This is a genomic window from Streptomyces sp. 11x1 (assembly GCF_032598905.1).
Classification (GTDB): domain Bacteria; phylum Actinomycetota; class Actinomycetes; order Streptomycetales; family Streptomycetaceae; genus Streptomyces.
In genome coordinates this window covers 41,352-62,370 of record NZ_CP122458.1, presented here as the reverse complement: position 1 = coordinate 62,370, position 21,019 = coordinate 41,352, and the positions used below count along the sequence as shown (strand labels likewise).

Here is a 21,019-nt window from a genome sequence, read left to right as displayed (position 1 = left end):
TGGACCGCCGACCTGTCATCTTCCTTGGTCCCTCGCTGCCTCGCTCGGTGGCCGAGCAGGTACTCCCAGAGGTCGACTACCGGCCGCCGATCCGGCGTGGTGACCTGGACGCCGTCGCGTCCGGGACTGTCGTCGGCATCATCGACGGCGTCTTTGCCGACACGCTGGCGATCAGCCCGGGCGAGATCCGCGCAGCCATCTCCCGCGGGGTAGTGGTTTTGGGAGCGGCCAGCATGGGGGCGCTGCGTGCCACCGAAATCCCGGCGGTGTCAGGCATCGGCCGAATCTACGAGATGTACCGCGATGGAGTGATCGAACGGGACGACGAGGTCGCGGTCCTGTTCGAAGAGGATACGTACAAAACACTGACCGTGCCGCTGGTCAACGTCCGCTACGCCGTCGAGCGCTTGGTGCGCAGCGGCACACTCGCCCCTCGCACCGGTGAAGACATTGTGGAAGCCGCTCAGGCGCTGCACTACACGGACCGGACATACGAGGCAGTCTTCAACGCGCCGTCGCTGGCCGCCAAGGCCGACGCAGAGGAGACCATCGCTCTGCTGCGACGGTTCGACCTCAAGCGAGAAGACTCCCAGCTGCTGCTCGAGTATGTGGCCGCCGGCCAGGTGCCGGAGGCTGTCCGTGTCGGGACCGGCGAGCTCGTCGTCGCCGACGCGCCTACGTACCCGACGGCGAGGGTACGGGACCGCGAGACCGCCGACGCGCGCCTGCACGTGTGGGAAAGCGGTGACGCGGTGTCCTTTGCCGACCTCGTGCAGTTCCTGAAGGTGACCGGTCGGTTCGACGCCGTGGCCCGTGCGGCACTGCTGCGTCTGACGACAGGCGGCGGGCGGCTGTCGGTGGCACCAGACGCGCTGGCCGACGGCGCGCAGGATCCGGCGCAGTCGCTGCTCGATTTCGTGCGGCTGCAGTGGGGCTGGGAGTCGCCCGAGGAGACGCACGTGACCATGGGCGACCTCGGGCTGGGGCTGGAGGACGTGTCGGACTCGCTGCACACCGAAGTCACGGTGGCCCGGCTGGTAGCGGCGGTCGGCAGACACCCCACGTCAGCGATGGGCAAGGCGCTGCGCACCGGTCTGTGGATCGACGACCTCGCGCTCAAGCGGGAGATCCTCCGACTGGGTGCGGTCCAGCACTTCGCCCGCCAGGCGGCAGCTCACGGCGAGCCGACCGCTGCGGAGTACGAAGAGGCCCGCCGGTGCATCACCCGGTTGCGCCCGGCCGTGTCCTGGTCGCAGGCGAGCTCGGACCTCGGCGTGCTCGGCGTTTCCCGCGCTGCGCTCGACGGCGCTGCACGGGAACTCGCGCTGGCTCGGCGTGCGGCCGCACCGCTCGTCAAGGTCCTGGAACGCCCGCAAGCCCCGGTCCGCCTGGCAGGGCCGTGGACCGGTATGGGGATCGGGCTGGTGCCGACCCCGAAGGCGAGTGGATCTCGCCGGTTCTCCTGCGACCCGGACAAAGCCCGCGTCATCGCGGACGATATCGCCCGGCAGTTGGGCGTGGTGCGCGTCGGGATGGTCGGAGAGCTGACCACCCTGGGCGTGCACATCGCCCAGGCGTTCGCGCAGCGCAGCGGCTGGTCGGCGAGCTTCGCGAGCGGTAAGGCGGAGACGGTAGACGCCGCGAAGACGGGCGCCATTATGGAGGAGGCTGAGATCCAGGCGCAGGACGCTTTCCGTCCAGCGACGGCGCTCCGGGCCTCGTATGAGCGTGCGGTGGCAGATGGGGCCACGGCCGTGGCGCCGGACCGGCTCGGGCTGCCGTTCGACAGCCGGTGGACCTCTCAGGCTGAGCTGGAGTGGGCGGAGACGGTCGATCTCGTCAGCGGACGGACGGTGCTGGTTCCAACCGCAGCCCTGGTCGGCGGCAGGTTGCCGGGGGACATCCTCTACTCGCCGCGGCTGGGAGGAAAGGTCTTCTCCTCCAGCGGTCTGGGCTCAGGCTTCAGCCTGGCCGAGGCGGCCACTCACGCGGTCGCCGAGTTGGTCGAGCGGCATGCCACCCGGCTTGTCGAGCTGGAGATCGACAATCCTGGTGGGGTCGGCTACCGAGAGTTCCGCTTCATCGACCTTGAGTCATTGCCGGACGTTCCGCGCCGGATCGTGACCAAGTACGAGCAGGGCGGGATGAGTGTGCGCCTACTCGACATCACTTCCGAGATTCGGGTGCCAACCTTGCACGCCCGGGTTTTCGAGGACCCCTTCTCCGGCGGGCGCAGCACGGTGTCCGACGGGTTCGCGGCCCACCCGGATCCCGAAGTCGCAGCGGCGATGGCGCTGCTGGAGGCCGGGCAGACCAAAGCCGGATACATCGCCGGAGGCCGGGAGGACTACTCGCTGCAGGCGCGGAGCCTCGGCCGCCACGAGAGGCCGCGGACCGCGCGTCCCGCTGCGCATGCGTTCTGGTTCGGCAACGACCGCCCGACCCAGGATCTCGACGCCGTCGCCGGGTACGTGGTGGACGACATTCTCGACGAACTGCGATGGATGGTGGGCGCTATCGAGGCCGCTGGCTTCGACCAGGTCCTCCTCACGGACCTGACGGTCGACAAGATCGCGCCGGCGTACGCGGTACGGGCCGTGATCCCGGGATCGGAGACGACGAACCCGCTCTGCACCGGGGACCGCGGGCGCGTCACCTGCATCCGGGACCTGTTGCCCAGGGGGAAACGATGACCGCACCGGCGGCGGTGGTCTGGGACATCACCTACGCCTGCCCGCTGCGCTGCGAGCACTGCTACTCCGAGGCCGGCCGTCGTCCCTCGCGACAGTTGAGCTGGCCCGACCTCGCCCGGGTGGTCGACGCCCTGGTCGAGCTGAGCCCGCGCACCGTGGTGCTGTCGGGCGGTGAGCCACTGGTGGTGCCGGAGGTCTTCCGGGTGGCCGAGCGGCTTCGTAGCGGCGGCGTGTCGGTTCACCTATACACGGCAGGTTGGCATCTCCCCGACCGCACCGTAGCCGCGGTGGTGGAGGCGATGTCCAACGTCACAGTCAGCATCGATGGGGCGAGTGCGGCGACACACGACCGGCTGCGCGGCCGGGCCGGATCGTTCGACCGTGCCATGGACGCCGCCGCGCGACTGACCGACGCGGCGGCTGGGCAGCCTGAGCTGGCGGTCGGTGTGGACTACACGGTGACGCGGTCGAACTTCGACGAGATTCCGGACTTCTGCCGTCTGGTGGACACGCGATTTCCATCGCTGGACTACGTGTTCTTCGGCGCGGCGATGCCGATTGGACTCGCCAGCCGCAAAGGCTTCGTCACCCATGAAATGGTGACATCCCGTCAACTTGAATTGCTACGCGATGAGTCCTACGCAGACACACTGCGAACCCACCTACGAGCCGACCTCGTGGTAAGCGACAACGAAATGTTCCAGATGCGCCCGGAAAGGCTCGTCCAGGGTGAGATCCCGGCAATGCAGGTGGAGCCCGACGGGCGGGTGCGGGCGATGCCGGTGTACGAAGGTACCGTAGGCAGCCTGCTGGACGAGCCCGGCACTACGCTGTGGCAACGAGCGATGGCCCGGTGGGACGACCCGCGCGTCACCAGCCTGCTCGAGCATGCACGGACAATGGAGGCGTGGGCGGACGCCACCCGTCGGCTCGACCTAATGTTCGGCGATGCGGACGACCAGCGGCGGATCGAGCGTCGGCCAGCGTTCCCATGAACACGTCGCTGGTCATCTCGCCGCTGGCAAGGGTCCGCTGGGTGAGAGGACGGCTGGAGATCTCGGCCGCCGGCCACGCCGTGACGCTCTCCACCTCGGAAGCCGAAGCGCTCGCAGTGATGAACGCCTTCGCCCGACCCAGAACGGTATCTGAGGTACGAGCGCAGTTCCCTCTTGTCGACGTGGCTCCGCTGGTCTCGGAACTGCGGGCGGCTGCTGTCCTGGTGTCGCCCGCACAGGTCGCAGTGATCGAGTCCGCACGGTGGGATGTCGACTCACTCACGTTCCACCGCCGCTCCCGAGCAGCGGCCCGCGGCGGCCTGCCGCCAGTGTCACCACCTGTCGTACCGGCCCGGCCGGCGAGCGTAGTGTTCCGGCTCCAACAGCCTCCCGAGCCGATGTCCCAGAACCTGCCGCTCCTCCTCAACGCCCGTACGTCTCGGCGGTCATGGCCGGAGGGGCTCATGCACGATCTCGGCCACCTCCTATGGCTGACCGCTCGCAACCGTACTGGTGGACCCGATGTGGTGTCCCGTCCATACCCCTCCGGCGGCGCGGCATACAGCCTTGAGCTATATCCCGTCGTCGCGCCGGACTCGGTCGCCGACGTGCCAGCAGGGATCTACCGGTACCTGCCGGACACTCACGCACTTGAACTGATCTCACCGGACGCGCACACGCCGGTGCTCGCCGGAGCGGCCGCCGCTGCGGGCTCCGAGCGGGCACCCGTCGCGATCGTGATCACCAGCCGCTTCGAGCGGGTGAGCAGCAGCTACGGCGAGCTCGCCTACAGCCTGGTACTGAAGGAGGTAGGCGCGCTGTTCCAGACGTTCTACCTAGTGGCCGAGTACCTAGTAGTGCTTGGTCAGGTCGGTATCGGTTCTGGCATGTTGCGGTGACAGGTGGGGCAGGCGCCGGTCCAGACCGCGAGGAGTAGCTGCAGTTCGCGGGCGACCTGGTAGAGGCTCAGGCCGGCGCCGTCTCTTTTGGGGACCGGGTGATGCGCTGAAGGGTGCAAAAGGCGTGTGCGACGGAGACGAGGGTGACGTGGTGGTGCCAGCCTCGCCAGGTGCGGCCTTCGAAGTGGGCCAGGCCCAGGGTCTGCTTCATCTCGCGGTAGTCGTGCTCGATGCGCCAGCGTAGTTTCGCGGTGCGCACGAGGGTGGCCAGCGCCGTGTCGGCGGGAAGGTTGGACAGCCAGAACTGGACGGGTTCGGGCTGGTCGGCGGGCCATTCGGCCAGCAGCCAGCAGACGGGCAGTTCCGGGCCGTCGCAGGCTTTGCGGATCTCGCGTCCGGCGGGCCGCACGCGCAGGGCCACGAAGCGGGAGTACATGCGCTTGACGCCGCTGCGGCCGCTGCCCGGGCGGGAGCCTTCCCGCCACTGCACCGGCCGGGCTGTCTGCTTGCCGGCCTCGATGACCAGCTTCTTCACCGTCCTGGCCGCCTCGGGATAAACCGGCTGGGGCCGAGGGCCGCGACCGCCGTAGGGCGGGGTATGCGGCCGTGCCGTTTCCGGGTGGGCGGTGGTCGTGGTGGAGATGCCGACCGCGTAGCCGAGCCCGCGTTCTTCCAGGCCCAGCCGGAAGGCTGCGGTATCGCCGTAACCGCCGTCGGCGACGACGATCGGGACGTCGATGCCCCACGACCTGGTCTCGTCGATCATGTCCAGGGCCAGCTGCCACTTCTCGACGTGTCCGACGTCGGTGGGGATGCCGCACGTGGTGCGGCGGGCCACCTTGCCCGGATCGGCCTTGGACGAGGCGGGATCCCAGCTCTCGGGCAGGAACAGACGCCAGTCGACAGCAGCCGACGCGTCGTCGGAGGCCAGGTGCAGGGACACCCCGGCCTGACAGTTGGTGACCTTGCCCGCGGTGCCGGTGTACTGCCGGGCCACACACGCCGAGGCGTCCCCGTCCTTGAGGAAGCCTGTGTCATCCACGATCAGCGCGGTCGGCTTGACCACCTGCTGCATCCGCCAGGCCAGGCGGGCGCGGACATGCGCCGCGTCCCACGGGCTGGTGGTGATGAAGTTCGCCAGGGCCTGCCGGTTGCCGTCCTCGCCCAGGCGGGCGGCCATCGGTTCCACCGACTTGCGCCGCCCGTCCAGCAGCAGGCCCCGCAGATAGACCGTTCCCCACCGGCGTTGATCCGCCCGCGCGAACGGCTCGAACATCTCTGCCGCGAAGTCCTCCAGATCACACCGGACCGCGGCAAGCTCCCCACCCATCACAACAGGTCAACGGAACAAGCGATCAAACGGACACGCCACCGGCGAGTGAACCTGACCAAGCACTACTAGGCCTTGCAGTATGTGCGCTTGGCGGCGGGTGCCCAGACCGCCTATTCGCCGAGGTGATCGGCGCGGGCGACCTTATCGAGCCCGTGGTGGGAGAACTGGTCCTCGGGCCCGCTAGCTCCCGACTGGCGCGCCCTCAGTGTCGAACAGCTCGCGACTGACCTGAGTGGGGAACTGATCGTTGGTCGGCTGCCGCTCGAACGAATTCACGTCTACATCGAAAGACTTCTGATCGAACTCGACCGAAAGCACCCCCCTGTCGTCTAGGCGGTAGCGATAGCGGCAGTCCATGGCCTGCGGTTTGCGGCCGCCGTCTGGCGTCGGAAAGTCGCCATATCCGACCTGGTGTTCGGTGACGAGCAAGGCGCCGTCATCAATCCGCATCTGGACTAGGAAGCAGGTCCCCGCCAGCGGGTCGAAGTGTGTATTGGTTGAGCTGACGTACCGGGCGAAGCCGAGGAGCTGGCCCGTGCTCACGCGCTCGGTCATCGCGTACCGGTACACCCGGACTGCGTCCATTGTTCCGGCGGCCGCACCGGGGCGGTCTTCGGCGTCAAGGTGGAACTGGCGACCGTGCGTGATCAAGGTCAAGTCGAAGTCGAATCCGTTTGTACGCTGGACCAGGTTGCTGAAGAAGGTCTGGTCCGTGTACGTCGTCTCCACGCGACCCTCGTGGGTGCGCGTGTTGATCGGCTGAGAGGTCAGAGTTCTGCCGATGAGGTTGTGCCCGATGAACTCGACCACGTCCTTGGACGCCGCACTCTGCATCGGACCCCCTTCCTGGTCAACGGGGTGTACCCAAGAACTGTAGCCCGTGAGCATTCCGGAAGCCTTTAGGCTGATCGGCCATGTCGAGCTCGTAAACTGATAGGAACTCGAATATGGAGCCCCAGCAGAGCGCGAGCGAGAGTCAGAGGGAAGCTGGCAATACATTGTTTGCCGCCCCGCGAGACGCTCACCGGCCCGGCCGAATGGAACGCATTATGGTGTGGCTCGCCGGTTGCCGTCGCCTGCGCCGCCACACGGCGTGTTCGGCTTGTGCCCGCTGCTGGTCTCCTGCGACAACCGCCCAGATGATCGGGCGACGCGGGCTGCAACGACACCGAAGCTAACAACAAGATCTTCCTGCAGGCTATCGAGCAGGTCAGTGCCTCGTGCCCTGATCCTACTCTCAACACTTCCATCACTACTCCGGCCGGTCGGAGTAGTGATGCTCCACCACGAAGGTCTTGGCCTCTTTCTCCGACTGCAACTCGACCGCGTACCGCCGGGCATCGAACCCGCCCTCACCGAGGTGACGGAAGGAGTGCCGTCGGCCGTTTCAACCCTGGCACCAGTCGGAGGCGGTAGGCAACTCGGTCAACTCGACGAAAGGAAGGGTGCCTTGGGCGAGGTCATCAGCCGCGAGCCCGTCGCCCTGGTAGCGTCGTCAGCCGAGCGGCAACACGCGACAACCGTCCGCAGAAGCGGTGATTGCCGCCGTGGCGCATCGCTACGGCGCCGATCTGCGGGAGAATCTCGGCCAGCCAGCGGTCTCCCGGCTCTCCCGGAAGCCGTGGGCGCGCGCCGAGCGCTTCGAGCCGTCTTTCGGCGCCAACGTGCCCAGAGTGGTCGGCTTTGATCTTGGCGATGGTGCGTTCGGAAGCGCACGGGTTCACAGATTCTTGGAGGTCAGGACGAAGGAACCCGTATGCCGAGCCACCGATGCTTCAGCTATGCGTACGAGTTCCACAACCCCTGGCTACGGGCGACCAGGGGGCGGTCATGGGCAACACCGGGCCGGTACGGCCCATGGGAGACGGTGTACGGACTGTTCCGGCGTTGGCATCGGGACGGCACCTGACACCGCTTCTTCGAGCAACTGCAGGCGCGGGCCAAGGCCGAAGGACTGATCATCTCGGACGTCTCGGTGGACTCAACCATCGCCCGCGCCTACCAGCATGCGGCTGACGCCCACAACAAGGTAAATGCAGCACGCGACGACGGTGCCTCGGAGATCGTCAGGACGAGAGGCGCGCATTACCCCAGGACCCGTAGTAACTGCTCCCGGCGTCTTGACCGGAATAGGTCACGGTTAGTTTCATCCGTAGCGCGTTACTCAGGTCCAGCTCGATCTTCTGTGACCTTCCGAGTGGAACCGTCTCGCTGTATTCCTGCTTGCCGTCAACGGAAACCTCGAAGGTCAGCTTTCCTCCAGTTGGGGAATCATCACGTAGCCCGATAGTGGCGGAAAACATGTCCCAGTGGCGGCTCAGGTTGTATTCGACGCTATTGACGGGACCTGCAGCGTTGGCGATCAGCGTCACGCTCCGGGCGAAGCCTTCACCGTTTATCTCGACTGCGCTGGTGTCTACGCCTTGGGAGGAAGTCAGTGGGGTGAGATCGCTCAGATACCGGGTCTGTGAAGTCGGGCTTGTACTCACAGACGGGCTCGGTGTCGAGGTCTCACCCGCGGTGACCGTCTGGGTGATGGTGCGGGTGGGCTGTGTAGCTTGGCGGCCTTCGCCTCCGCATGCTCCCGTGCCCGCCAGCATGACAGCCGTTGCCATACCCGCAGCTGCTATATGGAAACGCTTCAAAGGCGTGCGGCTGGCCTTGCGTGGCACGTTCATGGAGCTTGCCCCGTCACCCATTGCTGGGTCCGTGGGGCGCATCGGGCGGATCTTTTGGACGCGGTGGGTAGTTAGAGTAGGCGTCCCGTGATGTGCTGTCTCTGGGTTCCCGGGTTTCCCTGAGAGCCGCAGGATACATGAGTGTTTCTCCGGACCCCCACTTGAGGCCCAAGGCCAGGAGAACACAGAGCAACGTCAGTAGGGCGAAGACGAACCCTAGCCACAGCCCGGCACCGGTGCTGACGCTCACGGTCGTGAGGGCTCCCTCCGCGAACCGGTTGTACAAATCTGCGAGTTCGGAGACGTCCGCAACCTTGACCACGTATACGGCCAGGAGAATAGAGGTCGGCACAAGCGCGGCCCTCAGAAGTCGCCTGTCTATCCTTGTCAGAGCAGCTCCCAGCAATGCGATCGTGGCAACCGCCATCACGATGATGAGCGCCGGGCCAGCCGACTGCAAGCTGTCCCCGAAGGCGTTTTCACTCTCCTCCCCGCCGGTAAGCCAAGGTGGGAATAGCATGATGAAACTCAGGAAAGCCGTAACGGTAGCTCCGATGAGAGGCCAATCACGTGACATCTTCAGGCGCAACGAGTGACGTGGTTGGGAAGCGGAGACCGTCATGGGTCCTCCCTCCGATGTATCACGCAAATCCGGGTCATGTAGTCGCGAACGGTGTAGGCAGAGTCCTTCCTTGACTATGCGCACTGAATTCTCCTTTCCGCATCCCATACCTAACCTGAATGGAGCATGCGGTCACCCACTGGCCCAGAAGGCTCCATAACAGAAAACCCGTCTGGCCTAGCATGATATGCGCGAACGCGTGGTCGTTGGTATGTTTTCCGGCATGCGTAGAAACAGGGGAATTCCGGGAAATCGGTGGCGGGTGCGAACTGCTGCATCGCTGGTATGCGTGGTTTTGATGTCGGCTGCGCTCCCATCTTGTGGAGGCAACTCGACCTCCGAGGTGAAACCCTCTCCTGTACCGTCGTGGAAACTTGGACCATCTGTCACGATTGAACGTCCACGAGGGATAGCCGTATCCCCGGATGGGCGACGAGTGTACGTCGCAAATGAGGCGGCACTCGATTCAGATTTTGGAAGCATTTCAGTAATAGACGCAGCAACCGCTTCGGTGGCTGCCATCATTCCCCACGTAAGCGATCCAGAGAGTATCGCCCTCACCACTGACGGGCGCCAAGCCTACGTGATCGGAAAAGCGTTTTCGGTTGTTGATACCCAATCCAACACGGTTACCACTATTACTGAAGAGACGTCGGGTGATGACATCGTCATTTCCCCTGATGGACGTCGAGCCTATATTTATTACGGTCGTAGCGGCGGCATGGCAGTAATCGACCTCGGTACGTATAGCACTGCTCTCATCGGAACACCGGGATTTGCGGAGGCCATCGCAACTGCTCCAGATGGCAGTCGCATTTACGCGGCAACACATGACGAGAACGGCCTCTCGGTGATCGATAGCGTAACGAATAAGCCCACTGCAATGGTACGCCTGCCCGGGGATCCGCGTGGCCTCGTGGTATCACCAGACGGCAAGTACGCCTACGTCACCTACCGTAATAGTAAAGATCCCAAACGCCACGGTGTGGCCGTGATTGACACCCAAAAGAAAGCCATCGCGTCAACTATATCCACGGCTGATGCGCCAACGGCTATTGCCCTTAGTCCAGACGGCCGATACGCCTACGTAACTATCGCAAACAAGACGAGCAATGCAATCACGATGATCGATACGGCTACGAAATCCACGACTGCCACGCTACCCATAAATGGAATTCCTTGGTACGTCGCCATCAGCCCAAATGGGCGCCGAGCGTACGTGAGTGTGAGCTCGTCTGAGCCGCCTGTACAAGAGATTCCTGGCCACCTGCAAGTGATCAACATTGATTGATCACATGCGCACTCCTACATGAACACCAAGCGGCTACCTGTGATGCCGGGGCGTACCTGACCGACGCGCGAATCACTTGGGGAGCCGGGACGTACGCTCTGGGTGGGAAGCCGCGACGTAGCGCATGGCCGTCTGCTCCGTGATGCCGAACAGCCGCATGAGCCGTAGGGGATCACCGGTCTCGAACGCTTCGTTGAGGATCCGGTCCTGGCGCAGGCCGTCCAGGGTCAGGCCCTTAGGGAGGGCCGCGCGCAGCGTGCCGATACTGGCGGCCGGGTGGTCGGGATCGACAGCGGTCTTCTGGCTGACCAACAGGTGGGGATTGGTCGAGGCGGGCCACCGAAGATGGCGGTAGGTTGTCCAGTCGGCGGCGAGTTGGTGGGTGAGCTCGTCCAGGTAGAGGGTGTGCCGCAGCAGCCCGCGCGGTACTTCGAGGGTGCCACGGGAGAGGTCGAGGCCCGTCGTGTGCAGGGTTCGGATCTCGTGTCCGGGCAGTGCGTGGATAGAGGCCAAGGCGACGACGAGGCGGCCGAGCGGCGTCGGCGCCTGGTCGAGTAGCCCCATCAGGAGGTCGGAGGGGACGGACTTCGGGATCCCCTTGAGATCGCCGACCGGGAGGTCCCGGGCGGGGTTGCGGAAGATCACTCGCTCGCGTTTGAGCGCGCGGAACAGGCTGCGCAGGGCTGTGGCCAGCCCTCGGCGGGCGTAGCCGGACAAGCCGTCCACGGCGTTCTCGACGTGGTCCTTCGTGATCTCTCTCAGTGAGTTCACGCCGGCCGTGGTCCACGCGGTGAGGGTGGGCTGGAGCGTGGTGAGGTAGCGGCGGATACCGTCGTACCCGCGGGGCTCGCCTTCGCGGCGGCCCTGCTCGCGCATGACTTTCACCCAGGTGCCCACCTCACTCGCGACCGTCTCCGGCAGGGCGGTGAGGGTCGACTCGATCCACGCCAGATCCGCGTCCCGATGCAGGGAGGGGTCCTCCACCAGCAGCCCCCGGGCACGCAGGAACTGGCAGACGGGCTTGGCAGCGAGGTTCACGTCGATCCGGGCCAGGTCGTGCACCTCTCGTTCGAAGACAGCCGTATCGGCGCCGAGCCAGTACAAGAGAATCGTGAGCGTGCGGGTGTTCTTCCGGTAGTCCGGCCGCTGCCCCGGTCGATGGCGGGTGAACTCCTCAAGCAAGCACTGGGCGGTCTCGGTCAACGGCGGCTCACCCGAAGGCATGCTCCGCAGCCGGGCCAGCACCGGCGCCCAGTCGCGCCGGCTGGTGAACAGCGGTTCCTGTCCGCGGCTCGTATGCAGAGCGGGCCGGTGCTCGCCGTAGTCGGGCGCCTGGCCGTCGCCGACCGGGAACGCCTCGAACGGCCCGCCCTTGCCGGTCGGCAATGCGATCACCAGCTGCGTGAACCGCCGGGACGCCGGGCGGGCTTGGTCGATGAGGCGGTAGGGGTGACAGCTGCGGCAACGGTCATCGCGCAGGGCCAGTCCCTCGCGCCCGCAGCGGCAGCACCGGCCTCGCCCCGCCCGCTCCCGCCAGTGCCGACACGGATCGCAGACAAATCCTGCCCGTCGGCCGGCGGGAATCCAGGCGTAGCAGTCGGCGCACTGACGGGGCGCCCGAGGCGGCAGTGGCATCGGAGCGGTGATGTACGGGGTACGGGCGGGCTGGTCCGAGATGGAGAACCGCATAGGTTTGGGCGCCTCGTCCAAGAGCCCAACCCGCAGCAAGATCAGGCGGACCGCGTCCCCGTTGGTCGGCAGGTCCCGCAGCATGGCCTCGGGCAGCCGCTCGGCGCCCTCGGCCTCACGCACCGCCAGGGCGAGGCGGACCATCTCGGCGACCTTGCTGCGCCAGCCCGCGGTCAATCCGTGCTCAGCCGCCATCGCCTCGATCACCTGCCGGGCCTCCTCCCACCCGACGACCGGCCGACCGACGATCGCGCTGACCGTGGCGTCGCTCAATGCCCGGGGCACGGTGAAGAGAGGAACCTGACCGCGCATTTGGGTCTCCAGCACAGGCGGCCCGGCGGGAGCGGCGCGCTGCCGCCTGAGCTTGGTCCACCACTCGACCCCCACACCCCGTCCGTTCTTGATGGGTCGGCGCAGCGGCCGGGCCGACGACGACCGGTCGCCGTAGGTGCCGCCGACCGTGAGCTGGACCGGACGAGGCCGCGCGTCCTCCAGTCCCAGAGCCCACTCGGCGTCTTCCTCAACTCGGATCGCCATGAGGCACGGCTTGCACAGGCCGTCAGTGTTGAGGTGTGCCTCGTGCCGGCACCGCGGGCACACCCCGCGCTCGGGGTACTTCCTTACCCAAGGCCGGCACCCGTCGCACACCCGGTACCAGTGCACCACTATCCAGCCCAGGCACACCGGGCAGCTCCGCGCCAGCCCCTTCCCGCGCCCCACCGTCACTGGCTGGCCCTCAGCTCGGCGGGAGCGAGCGCGGCCCGGCACCATGACGGCTGCGCGGCACCGGCCGCACCGGGCCCGTCGTCGGCTGTTCCCCGGCGCTGACGGCCCGTTGGCCGGACTCCGGCGCGGCCTGGCCCTCTGCGAGCGGCTCGGCCTGGAGCAGGTCGGCGACCGTGCAGTTCAGTGCGGCGCACATCTTGTCCAGGTCATCGAGGCGCACCGTGACCGGCGTGCCGCTCCACAGTGCGGCCACCTTGCTCAGCGATGGGTTGAACCCGACCTGCTGGAAGGCGGCGAGCACCTCGGTCGGCCGCCACAGGTCCCGCTGGGCGGCCACCATCCGCAGATTCCACTTCACCGAAGGTTCCCCTTGTCCATCACCAGTCGCTGGGCCGCCCGAGAGCTGGCCGCCAGATTCGCGAGCTCCGGGTCAGCGTGAGCCGTCGCTAACGGTGGAGTCGGGTATTGGAAGTGTCCGAATGCCTGGCGGATCACGTGTTGCGGAGCTCGATTCGTGCCTCTCCCGGGGCTCTGGCGAGGATCTCGTCGACGGTCTGGGTGGGGGTCTGTTCGGAGGTGTCGATCCAGAGTCCGCGGCGAGGTGTCTCCTGCCGCAGAGCGTGATCGAGGGGGCCGATGGTCCACGCGTCGTAGGCGGTCTTGGATCTGGCGGTGTCGCGTGCGGCGATGGCGTCCGGGTGTGGGGTGAGGGCGATCACGTGGAGAGGGCGGCTGCGGATCTGCGCGATCATCCTGGCAAGGTGTTCTCCGAGGATGACGTCCTGGGCGACCACGGTGAAGCCGGTCTCGAAGTAGCTGTCGATGGTCTGTGCGGTCAGCTGATGACGCAGCCGGAGTTGTCGTACTGCTTCCTCGGACGGGTCGGCAGTCATCTCGGCTCGGCCGTTGATCACCATGCGCCGGAACAGATCTCCGCGCACGTGCACTGACCTCGGGAGCCGCTCGGCCAGCAGTTGGGCGATCGTCGATTTGCCCGCCGCGGGGATTCCGGTGATGAGGTAGATCTCCTGGCTCGTGGTCGGTCCGGTAGCCGTGGGCTGCTTGCGGTTCGCAGGTTGGTCGGTAGTGGTCGGGATCATGGGGCCGGATGCTCCTTGGTTCGTTGGCTCACATCAGCGGCGTAGGCAGCCCAGTCTCCGGCGGCGGCTCGCTGCCATTTGACGGCGACGGTGATGTCGATGCCGAGGGTGCGGGCGAGGACCGCGGCGGGCAGCTCGGTGGCGAGCTGGAAGAGTGCGGTCGAGCGGGCTTCCGCCAGCCGGATGCCGAGTTTGCGGAGTCGTTCGCCCATGGCCCAGGCGCTGATCGGGCGGCCGGGCTGGCCTCCGGGGAAGAGCCAGGGTGAGTCTGTTCGGGCGAGGACGGCATGGCTGTGGCGGACCGCGACTTGTTGGAGGGCGAGTTCAGCAACGGGTGCCGGAAGTTCGACCGGGACGGCGCCGAGGCGGATGCGGACGGCTGCGTCGGTCTCCTCGATGTGGTCGACGGTGAGCCGGGAGATCGCCGCGGGCCACTGGGCATAGAGGAGCAACAGCAGGCCGGCGAGGCGGTCTTCGGGCTTGAGGGTGTCGTCGTGCAGCAGGCGTCGGGCGGTGGCCCAGCGGGCTTCGTTGTCCATCGCCTGGGAGGGGCCGTTCCATCGCTCGGCCGGGAAGCTGAGATCCCGGGCGATCTTCTGGGCGAGGGCCCAGCGCACGAAGTGGCCTGCCTCCTGGCGAAGGCGGACGTCGTCGCTGGTCATCCAGCGTTCGAGGTCGGTCTGTCGGCAGGCGGCAAGGGTCAGGTTCTGGTCCTCGAGCCAGTTCAGGAGATAGACGGCCGCCCGCAGATGTTGTCGCGCGACCGTGAGCTGATAGTGCGTGATCTCTTTTCCGCGGCTGCGACGGCGAAGCCGGCGCAGGAGGTGCCACGTCGCGTACCGGTGCAGGACTTTCCGTCCCTCGGCCGTCGTATGGGAGGCGACGAGGTTCTTCACGTGCCGTTCGAGACGGACCATTTGCTCGTCCCGACTGGGTAGGACGCCGGTGGCGACGAGAACACTGCGGATGTGTTCGACGACCTTGTCTTCAGGCAGTTCGTCCAGGGCCTCGTGGGTGAGGGGACGGCGGCCGGAGCCGAGATCGGACAGGACCGTGGAGACAATGCCCTTGGAAAGCCAGCGCATCGCGGTGCCGGCCCGTTCAGCGCTGGCCAGGGCGTCGTGGAGGGGCTGCAGCTTCGGGGGTATAGAGCCGGTGCCGTCGCTGAGGATCTCGTGGAGCCGATGCTTGAGTGTGCAGCGAGGGCACGGACCCGGCGCGTGCAGCCGCTCGGCTTGTTTGCAGGTCGGACATGGACGCCAGAGTTCAGCGTCCGGTGTGGTGCAGGGGCCGCAGATGGGGGCGTCGGCGGTGCCGGAGTGAATGCCACGCATTCGTCCGCAGACAGTGCAGTGAGCTTGGCGCCTGTCACAGCCGCCGCAGCGGGGCAGGCCGGTGAGCTTCGAGAGCATGCAGGGTGCGGTGCGGCCGCAGATCGAGCAGAGCAGTTCGGGCAAGGGACGGCAGTTCGGACAGATCGGCCCGTTTGCGGTGCGGGAGTTGACCATGCGTGACTCGCCGCAGACGATGCAGGTCTCCAGGTTCGCCGGGTCCCTGACCAGGCAGCTCGGACACAGCGGGCGCCCCTCGGCGTCGCGGGTGGCCGGCTCGCGCCGGGCACCACAGCGTACGCATTCTTCGAAGCGGGACTTGGCGATGCAGTTGCGGCAGACCCGCTGCCCGTCCAGCGGCTTGTCGATGTGGACCACCCGGCGGCAGCGAGGGCAGGCGGGCCGGACGATCCCGGCGACACCAGCCTCGTGCAGCAGGTCAATGAACTTCAGGATGGCGCGCTGCGGTGCAAGATGTCCCTCCCCGGTCAGCAGGCGCGGGTTGTCCTCCAGGGCCCAGACCACTCGCTGGCGATAGTGGGGACGGTGGGGTGCCGTCCGGCGGAGGGCCTCGGCGACCGCGTCACGGTCGGCGCCCGGGGCGATCGTGGTGATCAGTTCGTGGACGACGGTGACGGGATCACGGTCGTCGTGGTCGGGACACATCGAGCAGCGGGGCAGGCCCTTGCGGTCCCGGAAGCCGACGCGTCGGATGTTGCCGCAGGTGGTGCACTCGGCCCTCTCCTGACCGCAGACTGAGCAGTACCAGTCCTGGCCCTTGCGGTGCAGGGTTCGCAGCTTCTTGCCGCACTCGGCGCAGACCGGCGGTGCGATCGCCGATGCCCCGGCCTTGCGGAGCTCGATGAGCAGATCGCCGACGGCCCGGGGCGCCGGAGAGCGGCCGTCGGTCAGGACGGCAGGCCGTATCGCCAGGTTCTTGGCCACGTTCCGCGACTTCGCGCGGCCGCCCGCGACCGAGGTGACCACGGTCCGGATGGTCTCGCTGTCGAGATCGTTCTCGACGTCGGCGACGAGGTCGGTGATCAGGCCGATCGGGTCGGTGACGGCGCGATCGAGCTGGTCCGCTGTGGTCATGACCGGTCAACGCCCCTGATCCGGGCCCGCTTTGGCCGCAGCCCGCCAAGTCCCTCCGTATTGGGTGCCGAGCCGCCGGAGGCTGCCTTCTTCGGCTTCTTCACGGCGCCCGCCGCCGCGATGGGCTCGATGAGGTCGTCCATGGTGCAGTCGAGGATGTCGAGCAGGGCCATGAGGATCTTCAGGCTCAGTCGCTCCGGTCGCTCGACGACGAGCCGGTAGACCTGGCTCGACGACAGGCTGATAGCGCGTTCGGCGAGCGGAGGGATGAGGTCGGTGGTAGAGAACATCCCGCGGTCCGCCATGACTTTGCGCAGGTGCCAGTGGTAATCGAGCTTGGCGGCCATCGCCGGGATCCCTCCTGTCAGGCCCCGGCGAACGCCGGAGCCAGTGCCTTGTGCAGGGAAGTGTTCATGAAGTCGTCGCTGACGTGCGTGTAGATGGCCAGGGAGCTGTCGCACTCATGGCCGACCTGCTGCTGGATGAACCGGCGGTCGACTCCGTCCTCGGTCAGATGCGTGACGTAAGAATGCCGGATTGAGTGGGGAGTTAGATCTTTTGGGATCTTTAGGGCGTCCCGGTATGCCTCGAACCGGTCGTTGATGGAGCCGGGCTGGAGACGGCCCCCGCGCTCGGTGATCCACAGAGCCGGGTGATCAGGGAATCCGAATCGCGGCCGGACGTTCTCGACATAGTCGGCGACCGCCTCGACGGCCCAGTCCATCACCGACAGCACGTTCCGCCGCCGCGGCGGCTGGCCCTTCTTCGCCTTGCCGTAGCGGACGTTGAGCGTGCCGTACCGGCCGAACTGCCGGGCCTGCGGATTGCGTCCGAAGTCGACCACATCGAGCTTGGAAGTCTCGGTCCGGCGAAGCCCCCACCCGTAGATGACCTTGAAGAGGGTGGCATCCCGGTAGGCGGCGAGAGCACCCTTGCGCTTGGCCTTCACGGCGCGTGCGACCTGGTCGTCGGCATAGTCGAGGAACCGCTGCAGCTCTTCCCTTGTGAACGGCCGTGCCTCCGGCTCGCCCTCGTAATCCTGCAGGTGAGGGAGGGTATTCCACTCGTGACAGATCGCCACCGGATAAGTGCCGAATGCTTCTTCACATGCCGGACCCCAGCCGTATCGGGCGTCGATGAGAAACTCGCTGAACAGGCGGACGTCACCCTGGTAGCTGCGGATCGTGGACGGCGCCAGATGCTTCTCGCTCGTCAGAGATGCCGACCACTCGTCCAGGTGGGCCGGCGTCCACTGCCACGGGTACTCGTTCGCGAACTCCAGAAACCGGCGGATCAGCCGTTCCCTCGGGTCGATCGTCTCGTCCTTCAGCCCTCGCGACTTCTGCTGAGCCCGCCAGCCCCTCACTAGCTGTTTTCCAACCGATCACGTGTCTGACCTGCTTGTTTGCAGCTTGTGATCTTCGGGTTCGGGCGTGCAGGGTGCCGGTGTTCTCGTCGTCGAGCCTGGAGGTCCGCCGTGCCCACGCCCGCTGCTGTCATCAAGCGCCGACTGGGTGATCTCGAAGCCCGGGCTGTCGAACTCCACGAGCGGATCGCGGTGTTGCAACGGGAGGCGGCCCAGGTCGAAGAGCAGGTCACGCGCTGGCGTATCGGCGGTGAGGTCTTCGAGGAGGTTGAACAGGAACTGCGCGAGGGCAGGGCTGGTGGCCGGGCCACCGGGGCGGACGATGCGTCCGAGGTGGCCGCTGCGGAGGGCGGTGGGGAGTCCTCGCAGGCGGTGACGGGGGCGGAGCCCGCCTCGCGGTATGTGCCGCAGTGGAGCGAGGGGGCCGATCCGGCCCGGCTGCCCGGCCTGTACGCCAAGATCGTGGAGTTCGTGTCGGGCGCGGACGGGCCGGTGCGGGTGCCCGATGTGGTGCGGGCCCTGTTCGGCGAGGGCGCCAGCCGCAGTCGGCACGAAGGCGTCCGTGTGCAGCTCAAGCGGCTCGTGGAGCGGGAGTGGCTGGCCGCCGGCGACGGCCGCTGCTTCACCGCCGTCTCACGCTGAGGCGAGTCGGCGCGTCATCAGCGTGACCATCGCCCACTTCACATACGCCTCGTGCGCGGCGGCGGTGCGTTCGTAATCACGTACCAGGCGACGGCAGTTGACCAGCCACGCGAACGACCTCTCCACCACCCACCGTCTCGGCAGCACCACGAAGCCGCTCATGTCGTCGGTGCGGCACACCACTTCGACTTTCAGGGCGAGTTTCTCGCGGGCCCAGTCGGCCAGCGCGCCGGCGTAGCCGGAATCGGCCCACACCAGACGCACCCGGGTGAACAGGCGGCGCACGGCACTGAGCAGGGTCACGCCCGCGTCGCGGTCCTGCAGGTCGGCGGCGGTCACCATCACCACCAGGAGTAGGCCCAGACAGTCCACCGCGATGTGCCGCTTGGAGCCCGACACCAGCTTGGCCCCGTCATAGCCCCGGCGTTCGCCGGTGAGGGTGGCCGCGCCGCGCAGCGACTGGGAGTCGACGATCGCCGCCGTCGGCTCGGGATCGTCCCGGCCCTCGACCAGGCGGACCTGTTCGCGCAGGCGGTCATGGAGGACGTCGAGGAGTTCGTCGGCCTGCCAGCGATGTTGGAAGGCGTAGACCGCTGACCAGGGCGGGAAGTCGGCGGGCATCGCCCGCCACTTGATCCCGTTGGTCACGAAATAGCGCACCGCATCGAACATTTCCCGGTGGCAGTAGCCCTCCGGGTTGCCCCCGCGCCCGCACAGCCAGCCCGGAAGTGGCATCATCCGCCGGATGACCTGCCACTCCTCATCCGTCATGTCTGACTCGTAAAACCGGGACCGCAAGGGGCGGTCGCCGGCGTTGCCGTACAGATGGGCGAGACAGTCGCACTCCGCGGCGAACCGCAGATCCGGAAGCGGACGATCAGGTGCACAGACGGTACCGTGATGCACAACGGGGCTCTGTTCCTTGCGAGTTCGGCGTAGACAACCGACACGCTAGGCATCGGGGCCCCGTCCTCATGCCCGCTCCCGCCAGCAGATCACCCGATCAAGCTCACCGTACGGACCGCCATCGAACACCCGACGGTTGGAAAACAGCTAGTCAGCATCGCGTCGAACATCGCGTCCTCCGGACGCAACTGGACCACGCCGGAGACAAGCTCCAGATGAGCCGACCCCGCCAGGGCCGCCATGCGCTGATGCACCACTCCAGACCATCCCTTCTGGAGAGCAGATCATGCATCAGAAGGGATCATCTCGGCAACACACCTGTTCAGGCTGCCAGTTCGTGCAGGGTACGGAGTCCTTCCGTCTCCCGCCGTGACCACGCGACCTGCGGCTTCTCGCCCGCCTGATGCAATTCCCGAGGGTTCATGTACCGAAGAGTCGTAGTTGCCCAGTCGTGTCCGAGGACCTTCTGGACCTCCCAAAGTGTCATCCCACGCTCGTAGTTGTGGGTCGCGCAGGCATGCCGCAACAGGTGCGGAAACAGGTCGGTGACCGGACCCGTCAGGTAGTGCGCGGCCGCGGTGTGCAATGCCCTCCGGAACGTCGAAGGCACGATCGCCGGCGCGATTGGCACGTTCAGATCGGCGATCGCCTTCGACTTGCGCTCCGATGGCCACAGCGGCGCCCGCGGGTGCTCGGCGTCGTCACCGAACTCGCCCCGAATCTCCTCGATGTACCACCACAAGAGGGCGCGGCCCTCTTGGAAGAGGTACGCCTCGCGCGGCCGGGGACCTGAGCCTCGGGCGCCCTTTCCGAGGACGACGAACCGGCCCCACTGGCCGTGCTCCCAGTGGATGTCGCCGATGCAGACCCCGCACAGCTCCGCCGCGCGCACTCCCGACAGGTAGGCGATCTTCGTCATCACGTAGTCGCGGCAGGCGACCGCGTACTTCCGTGCGTTCGGCAACTCGTCGCGCCAGCGTGCGAAGAAGTCTTTCGTCGCGGTCTGGGACGGCGGGATGCGTAGCCCGAAGTCACCTCGGTGGCGCGGCCGGTTGAACGGGTCGATCGGAGACTCGACGGTGGCGCCGAAGCGGCGCATGACCTCGCCCGCGTAGCGCTGCTCGAGGAAGGCGAAGTACGCGTCGATCTTGTTGATCTTTCCGCGCAGTGTCGACTGTGCCCGCTTGCCGGGGCCCGCGAAGTACTTGTCGACCTCACGGGGCGTCAGCTGCCAGGGGACCGTGCCGTAGTACTCACAGACTTCGATCACCGGCTTGATCAGCCCGTCGAGCGTCGTCGGCGCCAGGCCAGCCGCGTCGCGCGCCCACTGGTATTCCGAGAGCGTGTCGAGGAAGAAGCTCTCCTCGTCGTATGCGGACATGCGGGCCTGACGGCGCCGCTGGAGCGTGACGACGTCCGCGAGCCCGGTCTCGACCGACACCGACGCCGGGTCCACCGGCACGGTCGGCTCCGGCGCGGGGCGAACGAGCGTCAGCACGCGACTTTCGGAATCTGCCACGAGGCTGCATATTACAGCGATCGCTCGCAGATTTTGCGAGTAACTGCGGATATCTCACGCCAGAGGTTAGGGCGGGCTGATGTGGTGATCTACCTGCTGAGACGCGGCTTTGCGGTCGTCGATCGTCCGATGGG

General features: G+C 66.7%; 17 protein-coding genes. 5 read left to right on the top strand and 12 right to left on the bottom strand.

The window, feature by feature from the left end:
- The first annotated feature begins 47 nt into the window (after nt 1-47).
- From P8T65_RS00315 to P8T65_RS00305, 3 genes are read left to right on the top strand one after another with little or no spacing between them, the layout of a single operon-like run.
- On the top strand, nt 48-2,693 hold the full coding sequence (locus P8T65_RS00315) for a YcaO-like family protein (protein WP_316723397.1): 2,646 nt from the start codon (nt 48-50) through the stop codon (nt 2,691-2,693).
- The gene (locus tag P8T65_RS00310) at nt 2,690-3,688 is read left to right on the top strand and encodes a radical SAM protein (protein WP_316723396.1); all 999 of its coding nucleotides are present in this window, start codon (nt 2,690-2,692) and stop codon (nt 3,686-3,688) included. Before P8T65_RS00315 ends, P8T65_RS00310 begins: the two co-directional genes overlap by 4 nt.
- Nucleotides 3,685-4,587 carry a SagB family peptide dehydrogenase gene (locus P8T65_RS00305; RefSeq protein WP_316723395.1) on the top strand — a complete coding sequence of 301 codons (903 nt, stop codon included), beginning with the start codon at nt 3,685-3,687 and terminating at the stop codon, nt 4,585-4,587. The genes P8T65_RS00310 and P8T65_RS00305 overlap by 4 nt, the downstream gene beginning before the upstream one ends.
- Before the next feature lie 67 nt (nt 4,588-4,654).
- On the opposite strand, the gene P8T65_RS00300 is transcribed toward P8T65_RS00305, so the two are convergent.
- The 4 genes from P8T65_RS00300 to P8T65_RS00285 form a co-directional block, all read right to left on the bottom strand.
- Nucleotides 4,655-5,917, bottom strand: coding sequence for an IS701 family transposase (locus P8T65_RS00300; protein WP_198655123.1), 1,263 nt, complete (start codon nt 5,915-5,917; stop codon nt 4,655-4,657).
- A gap of 183 nt (nt 5,918-6,100) precedes the next feature.
- On the bottom strand, nt 6,101-6,754 hold the full coding sequence (locus P8T65_RS00295) for a hypothetical protein (RefSeq protein ID WP_316723394.1): 654 nt from the start codon (nt 6,752-6,754) through the stop codon (nt 6,101-6,103).
- Between the two features lie 1,232 nt (nt 6,755-7,986).
- Complete coding sequence (locus P8T65_RS00290) at nt 7,987-8,598, bottom strand: NPCBM/NEW2 domain-containing protein (protein ID WP_316723393.1); 612 nt, start codon at nt 8,596-8,598, stop codon at nt 7,987-7,989.
- A 13-nt stretch (nt 8,599-8,611) separates the two neighbouring features.
- Nucleotides 8,612-9,220, bottom strand: coding sequence for a hypothetical protein (locus tag P8T65_RS00285; protein WP_316723392.1), 609 nt, complete (start codon nt 9,218-9,220; stop codon nt 8,612-8,614).
- A gap of 187 nt (nt 9,221-9,407) precedes the next feature.
- On the opposite strand from P8T65_RS00285, the gene P8T65_RS00280 reads away from it, so the two are divergent.
- Nucleotides 9,408-10,511, top strand: a complete 1,104-nt coding sequence (locus P8T65_RS00280) for a hypothetical protein (protein ID WP_316723391.1) — start codon at nt 9,408-9,410, stop codon at nt 10,509-10,511.
- A gap of 72 nt (nt 10,512-10,583) precedes the next feature.
- Here the strand turns inward: P8T65_RS00280 and P8T65_RS00275 are convergent, their stop codons facing one another.
- The 6 genes from P8T65_RS00275 to P8T65_RS00250 all read right to left on the bottom strand — a co-directional run bounded on the left by P8T65_RS00275 (nt 10,584) and on the right by P8T65_RS00250 (nt 17,818).
- Nucleotides 10,584-12,737 (bottom strand): hypothetical protein, encoded by a 2,154-nt coding sequence (locus tag P8T65_RS00275; protein WP_316723390.1) that lies wholly within the window; start codon nt 12,735-12,737, stop codon nt 10,584-10,586.
- A 199-nt stretch (nt 12,738-12,936) separates the two neighbouring features.
- The gene (locus tag P8T65_RS00270; RefSeq protein WP_316723389.1) at nt 12,937-13,284 is read right to left on the bottom strand and encodes a helix-turn-helix transcriptional regulator; all 348 of its coding nucleotides are present in this window, start codon (nt 13,282-13,284) and stop codon (nt 12,937-12,939) included.
- A gap of 133 nt (nt 13,285-13,417) precedes the next feature.
- Nucleotides 13,418-14,026 carry an AAA family ATPase gene (locus tag P8T65_RS00265; RefSeq protein ID WP_316723388.1) on the bottom strand — a complete coding sequence of 203 codons (609 nt, stop codon included), beginning with the start codon at nt 14,024-14,026 and terminating at the stop codon, nt 13,418-13,420.
- A complete protein-coding gene (locus tag P8T65_RS00260) occupies nt 14,023-16,452 on the bottom strand; it encodes a site-specific integrase (protein WP_316723387.1) in 2,430 nt (809 codons plus the stop codon). Before P8T65_RS00260 ends, P8T65_RS00265 begins: the two co-directional genes overlap by 4 nt.
- On the bottom strand, nt 16,449-16,799 hold the full coding sequence (locus P8T65_RS00255) for a helix-turn-helix transcriptional regulator (protein ID WP_316723386.1): 351 nt from the start codon (nt 16,797-16,799) through the stop codon (nt 16,449-16,451). The genes P8T65_RS00260 and P8T65_RS00255 overlap by 4 nt, the downstream gene beginning before the upstream one ends.
- A gap of 17 nt (nt 16,800-16,816) precedes the next feature.
- On the bottom strand, nt 16,817-17,818 hold the full coding sequence (locus tag P8T65_RS00250; protein ID WP_316723385.1) for a tyrosine-type recombinase/integrase: 1,002 nt from the start codon (nt 17,816-17,818) through the stop codon (nt 16,817-16,819).
- A gap of 111 nt (nt 17,819-17,929) precedes the next feature.
- On the opposite strand from P8T65_RS00250, the gene P8T65_RS00245 reads away from it, so the two are divergent.
- Nucleotides 17,930-18,460, top strand: coding sequence for a hypothetical protein (locus P8T65_RS00245; protein ID WP_316723384.1), 531 nt, complete (start codon nt 17,930-17,932; stop codon nt 18,458-18,460).
- Here the strand turns inward: P8T65_RS00245 and P8T65_RS00240 are convergent.
- Entirely contained in the window at nt 18,452-19,231 is a 780-nt protein-coding gene (locus P8T65_RS00240; RefSeq protein WP_316723383.1) for an IS5 family transposase, read from the bottom strand. The genes P8T65_RS00245 and P8T65_RS00240 overlap by 9 nt on opposite strands.
- A gap of 457 nt (nt 19,232-19,688) precedes the next feature.
- On the bottom strand, nt 19,689-20,822 hold the full coding sequence (locus P8T65_RS00235) for a site-specific integrase (RefSeq protein ID WP_316731440.1): 1,134 nt from the start codon (nt 20,820-20,822) through the stop codon (nt 19,689-19,691).
- Nucleotides 20,823-21,019: the final 197 nt, after the last annotated feature.

What these genes read in the sequence shown, in the direction of transcription:
- P8T65_RS00310 (WP_316723396.1), top strand. Translation starts at nt 2,690, where the DNA reads ATGACCGCACCGGCGGCGGTGGTCTGGGACATCACCTACGCCTGCCCG.
- P8T65_RS00305 (WP_316723395.1), top strand. Translation starts at nt 3,685, where the DNA reads ATGAACACGTCGCTGGTCATCTCGCCGCTGGCAAGGGTCCGCTGGGTG.
- P8T65_RS00300 (WP_198655123.1), bottom strand. Translation starts at nt 5,917, where the DNA reads ATGGGTGGGGAGCTTGCCGCGGTCCGGTGTGATCTGGAGGACTTCGCG.
- P8T65_RS00295 (WP_316723394.1), bottom strand. Translation starts at nt 6,754, where the DNA reads ATGCAGAGTGCGGCGTCCAAGGACGTGGTCGAGTTCATCGGGCACAAC.
- P8T65_RS00290 (WP_316723393.1), bottom strand. Translation starts at nt 8,598, where the DNA reads ATGAACGTGCCACGCAAGGCCAGCCGCACGCCTTTGAAGCGTTTCCAT.
- P8T65_RS00285 (WP_316723392.1), bottom strand. Translation starts at nt 9,220, where the DNA reads ATGACGGTCTCCGCTTCCCAACCACGTCACTCGTTGCGCCTGAAGATG.
- P8T65_RS00280 (WP_316723391.1), top strand. Translation starts at nt 9,408, where the DNA reads ATGCGCGAACGCGTGGTCGTTGGTATGTTTTCCGGCATGCGTAGAAAC.
- P8T65_RS00275 (WP_316723390.1), bottom strand. Translation starts at nt 12,737, where the DNA reads ATGGCGATCCGAGTTGAGGAAGACGCCGAGTGGGCTCTGGGACTGGAG.
- P8T65_RS00265 (WP_316723388.1), bottom strand. Translation starts at nt 14,026, where the DNA reads ATGATCCCGACCACTACCGACCAACCTGCGAACCGCAAGCAGCCCACG.
- P8T65_RS00260 (WP_316723387.1), bottom strand. Translation starts at nt 16,452, where the DNA reads ATGACCACAGCGGACCAGCTCGATCGCGCCGTCACCGACCCGATCGGC.
- P8T65_RS00255 (WP_316723386.1), bottom strand. Translation starts at nt 16,799, where the DNA reads ATGGCCGCCAAGCTCGATTACCACTGGCACCTGCGCAAAGTCATGGCG.
- P8T65_RS00240 (WP_316723383.1), bottom strand. Translation starts at nt 19,231, where the DNA reads ATGACGGATGAGGAGTGGCAGGTCATCCGGCGGATGATGCCACTTCCG.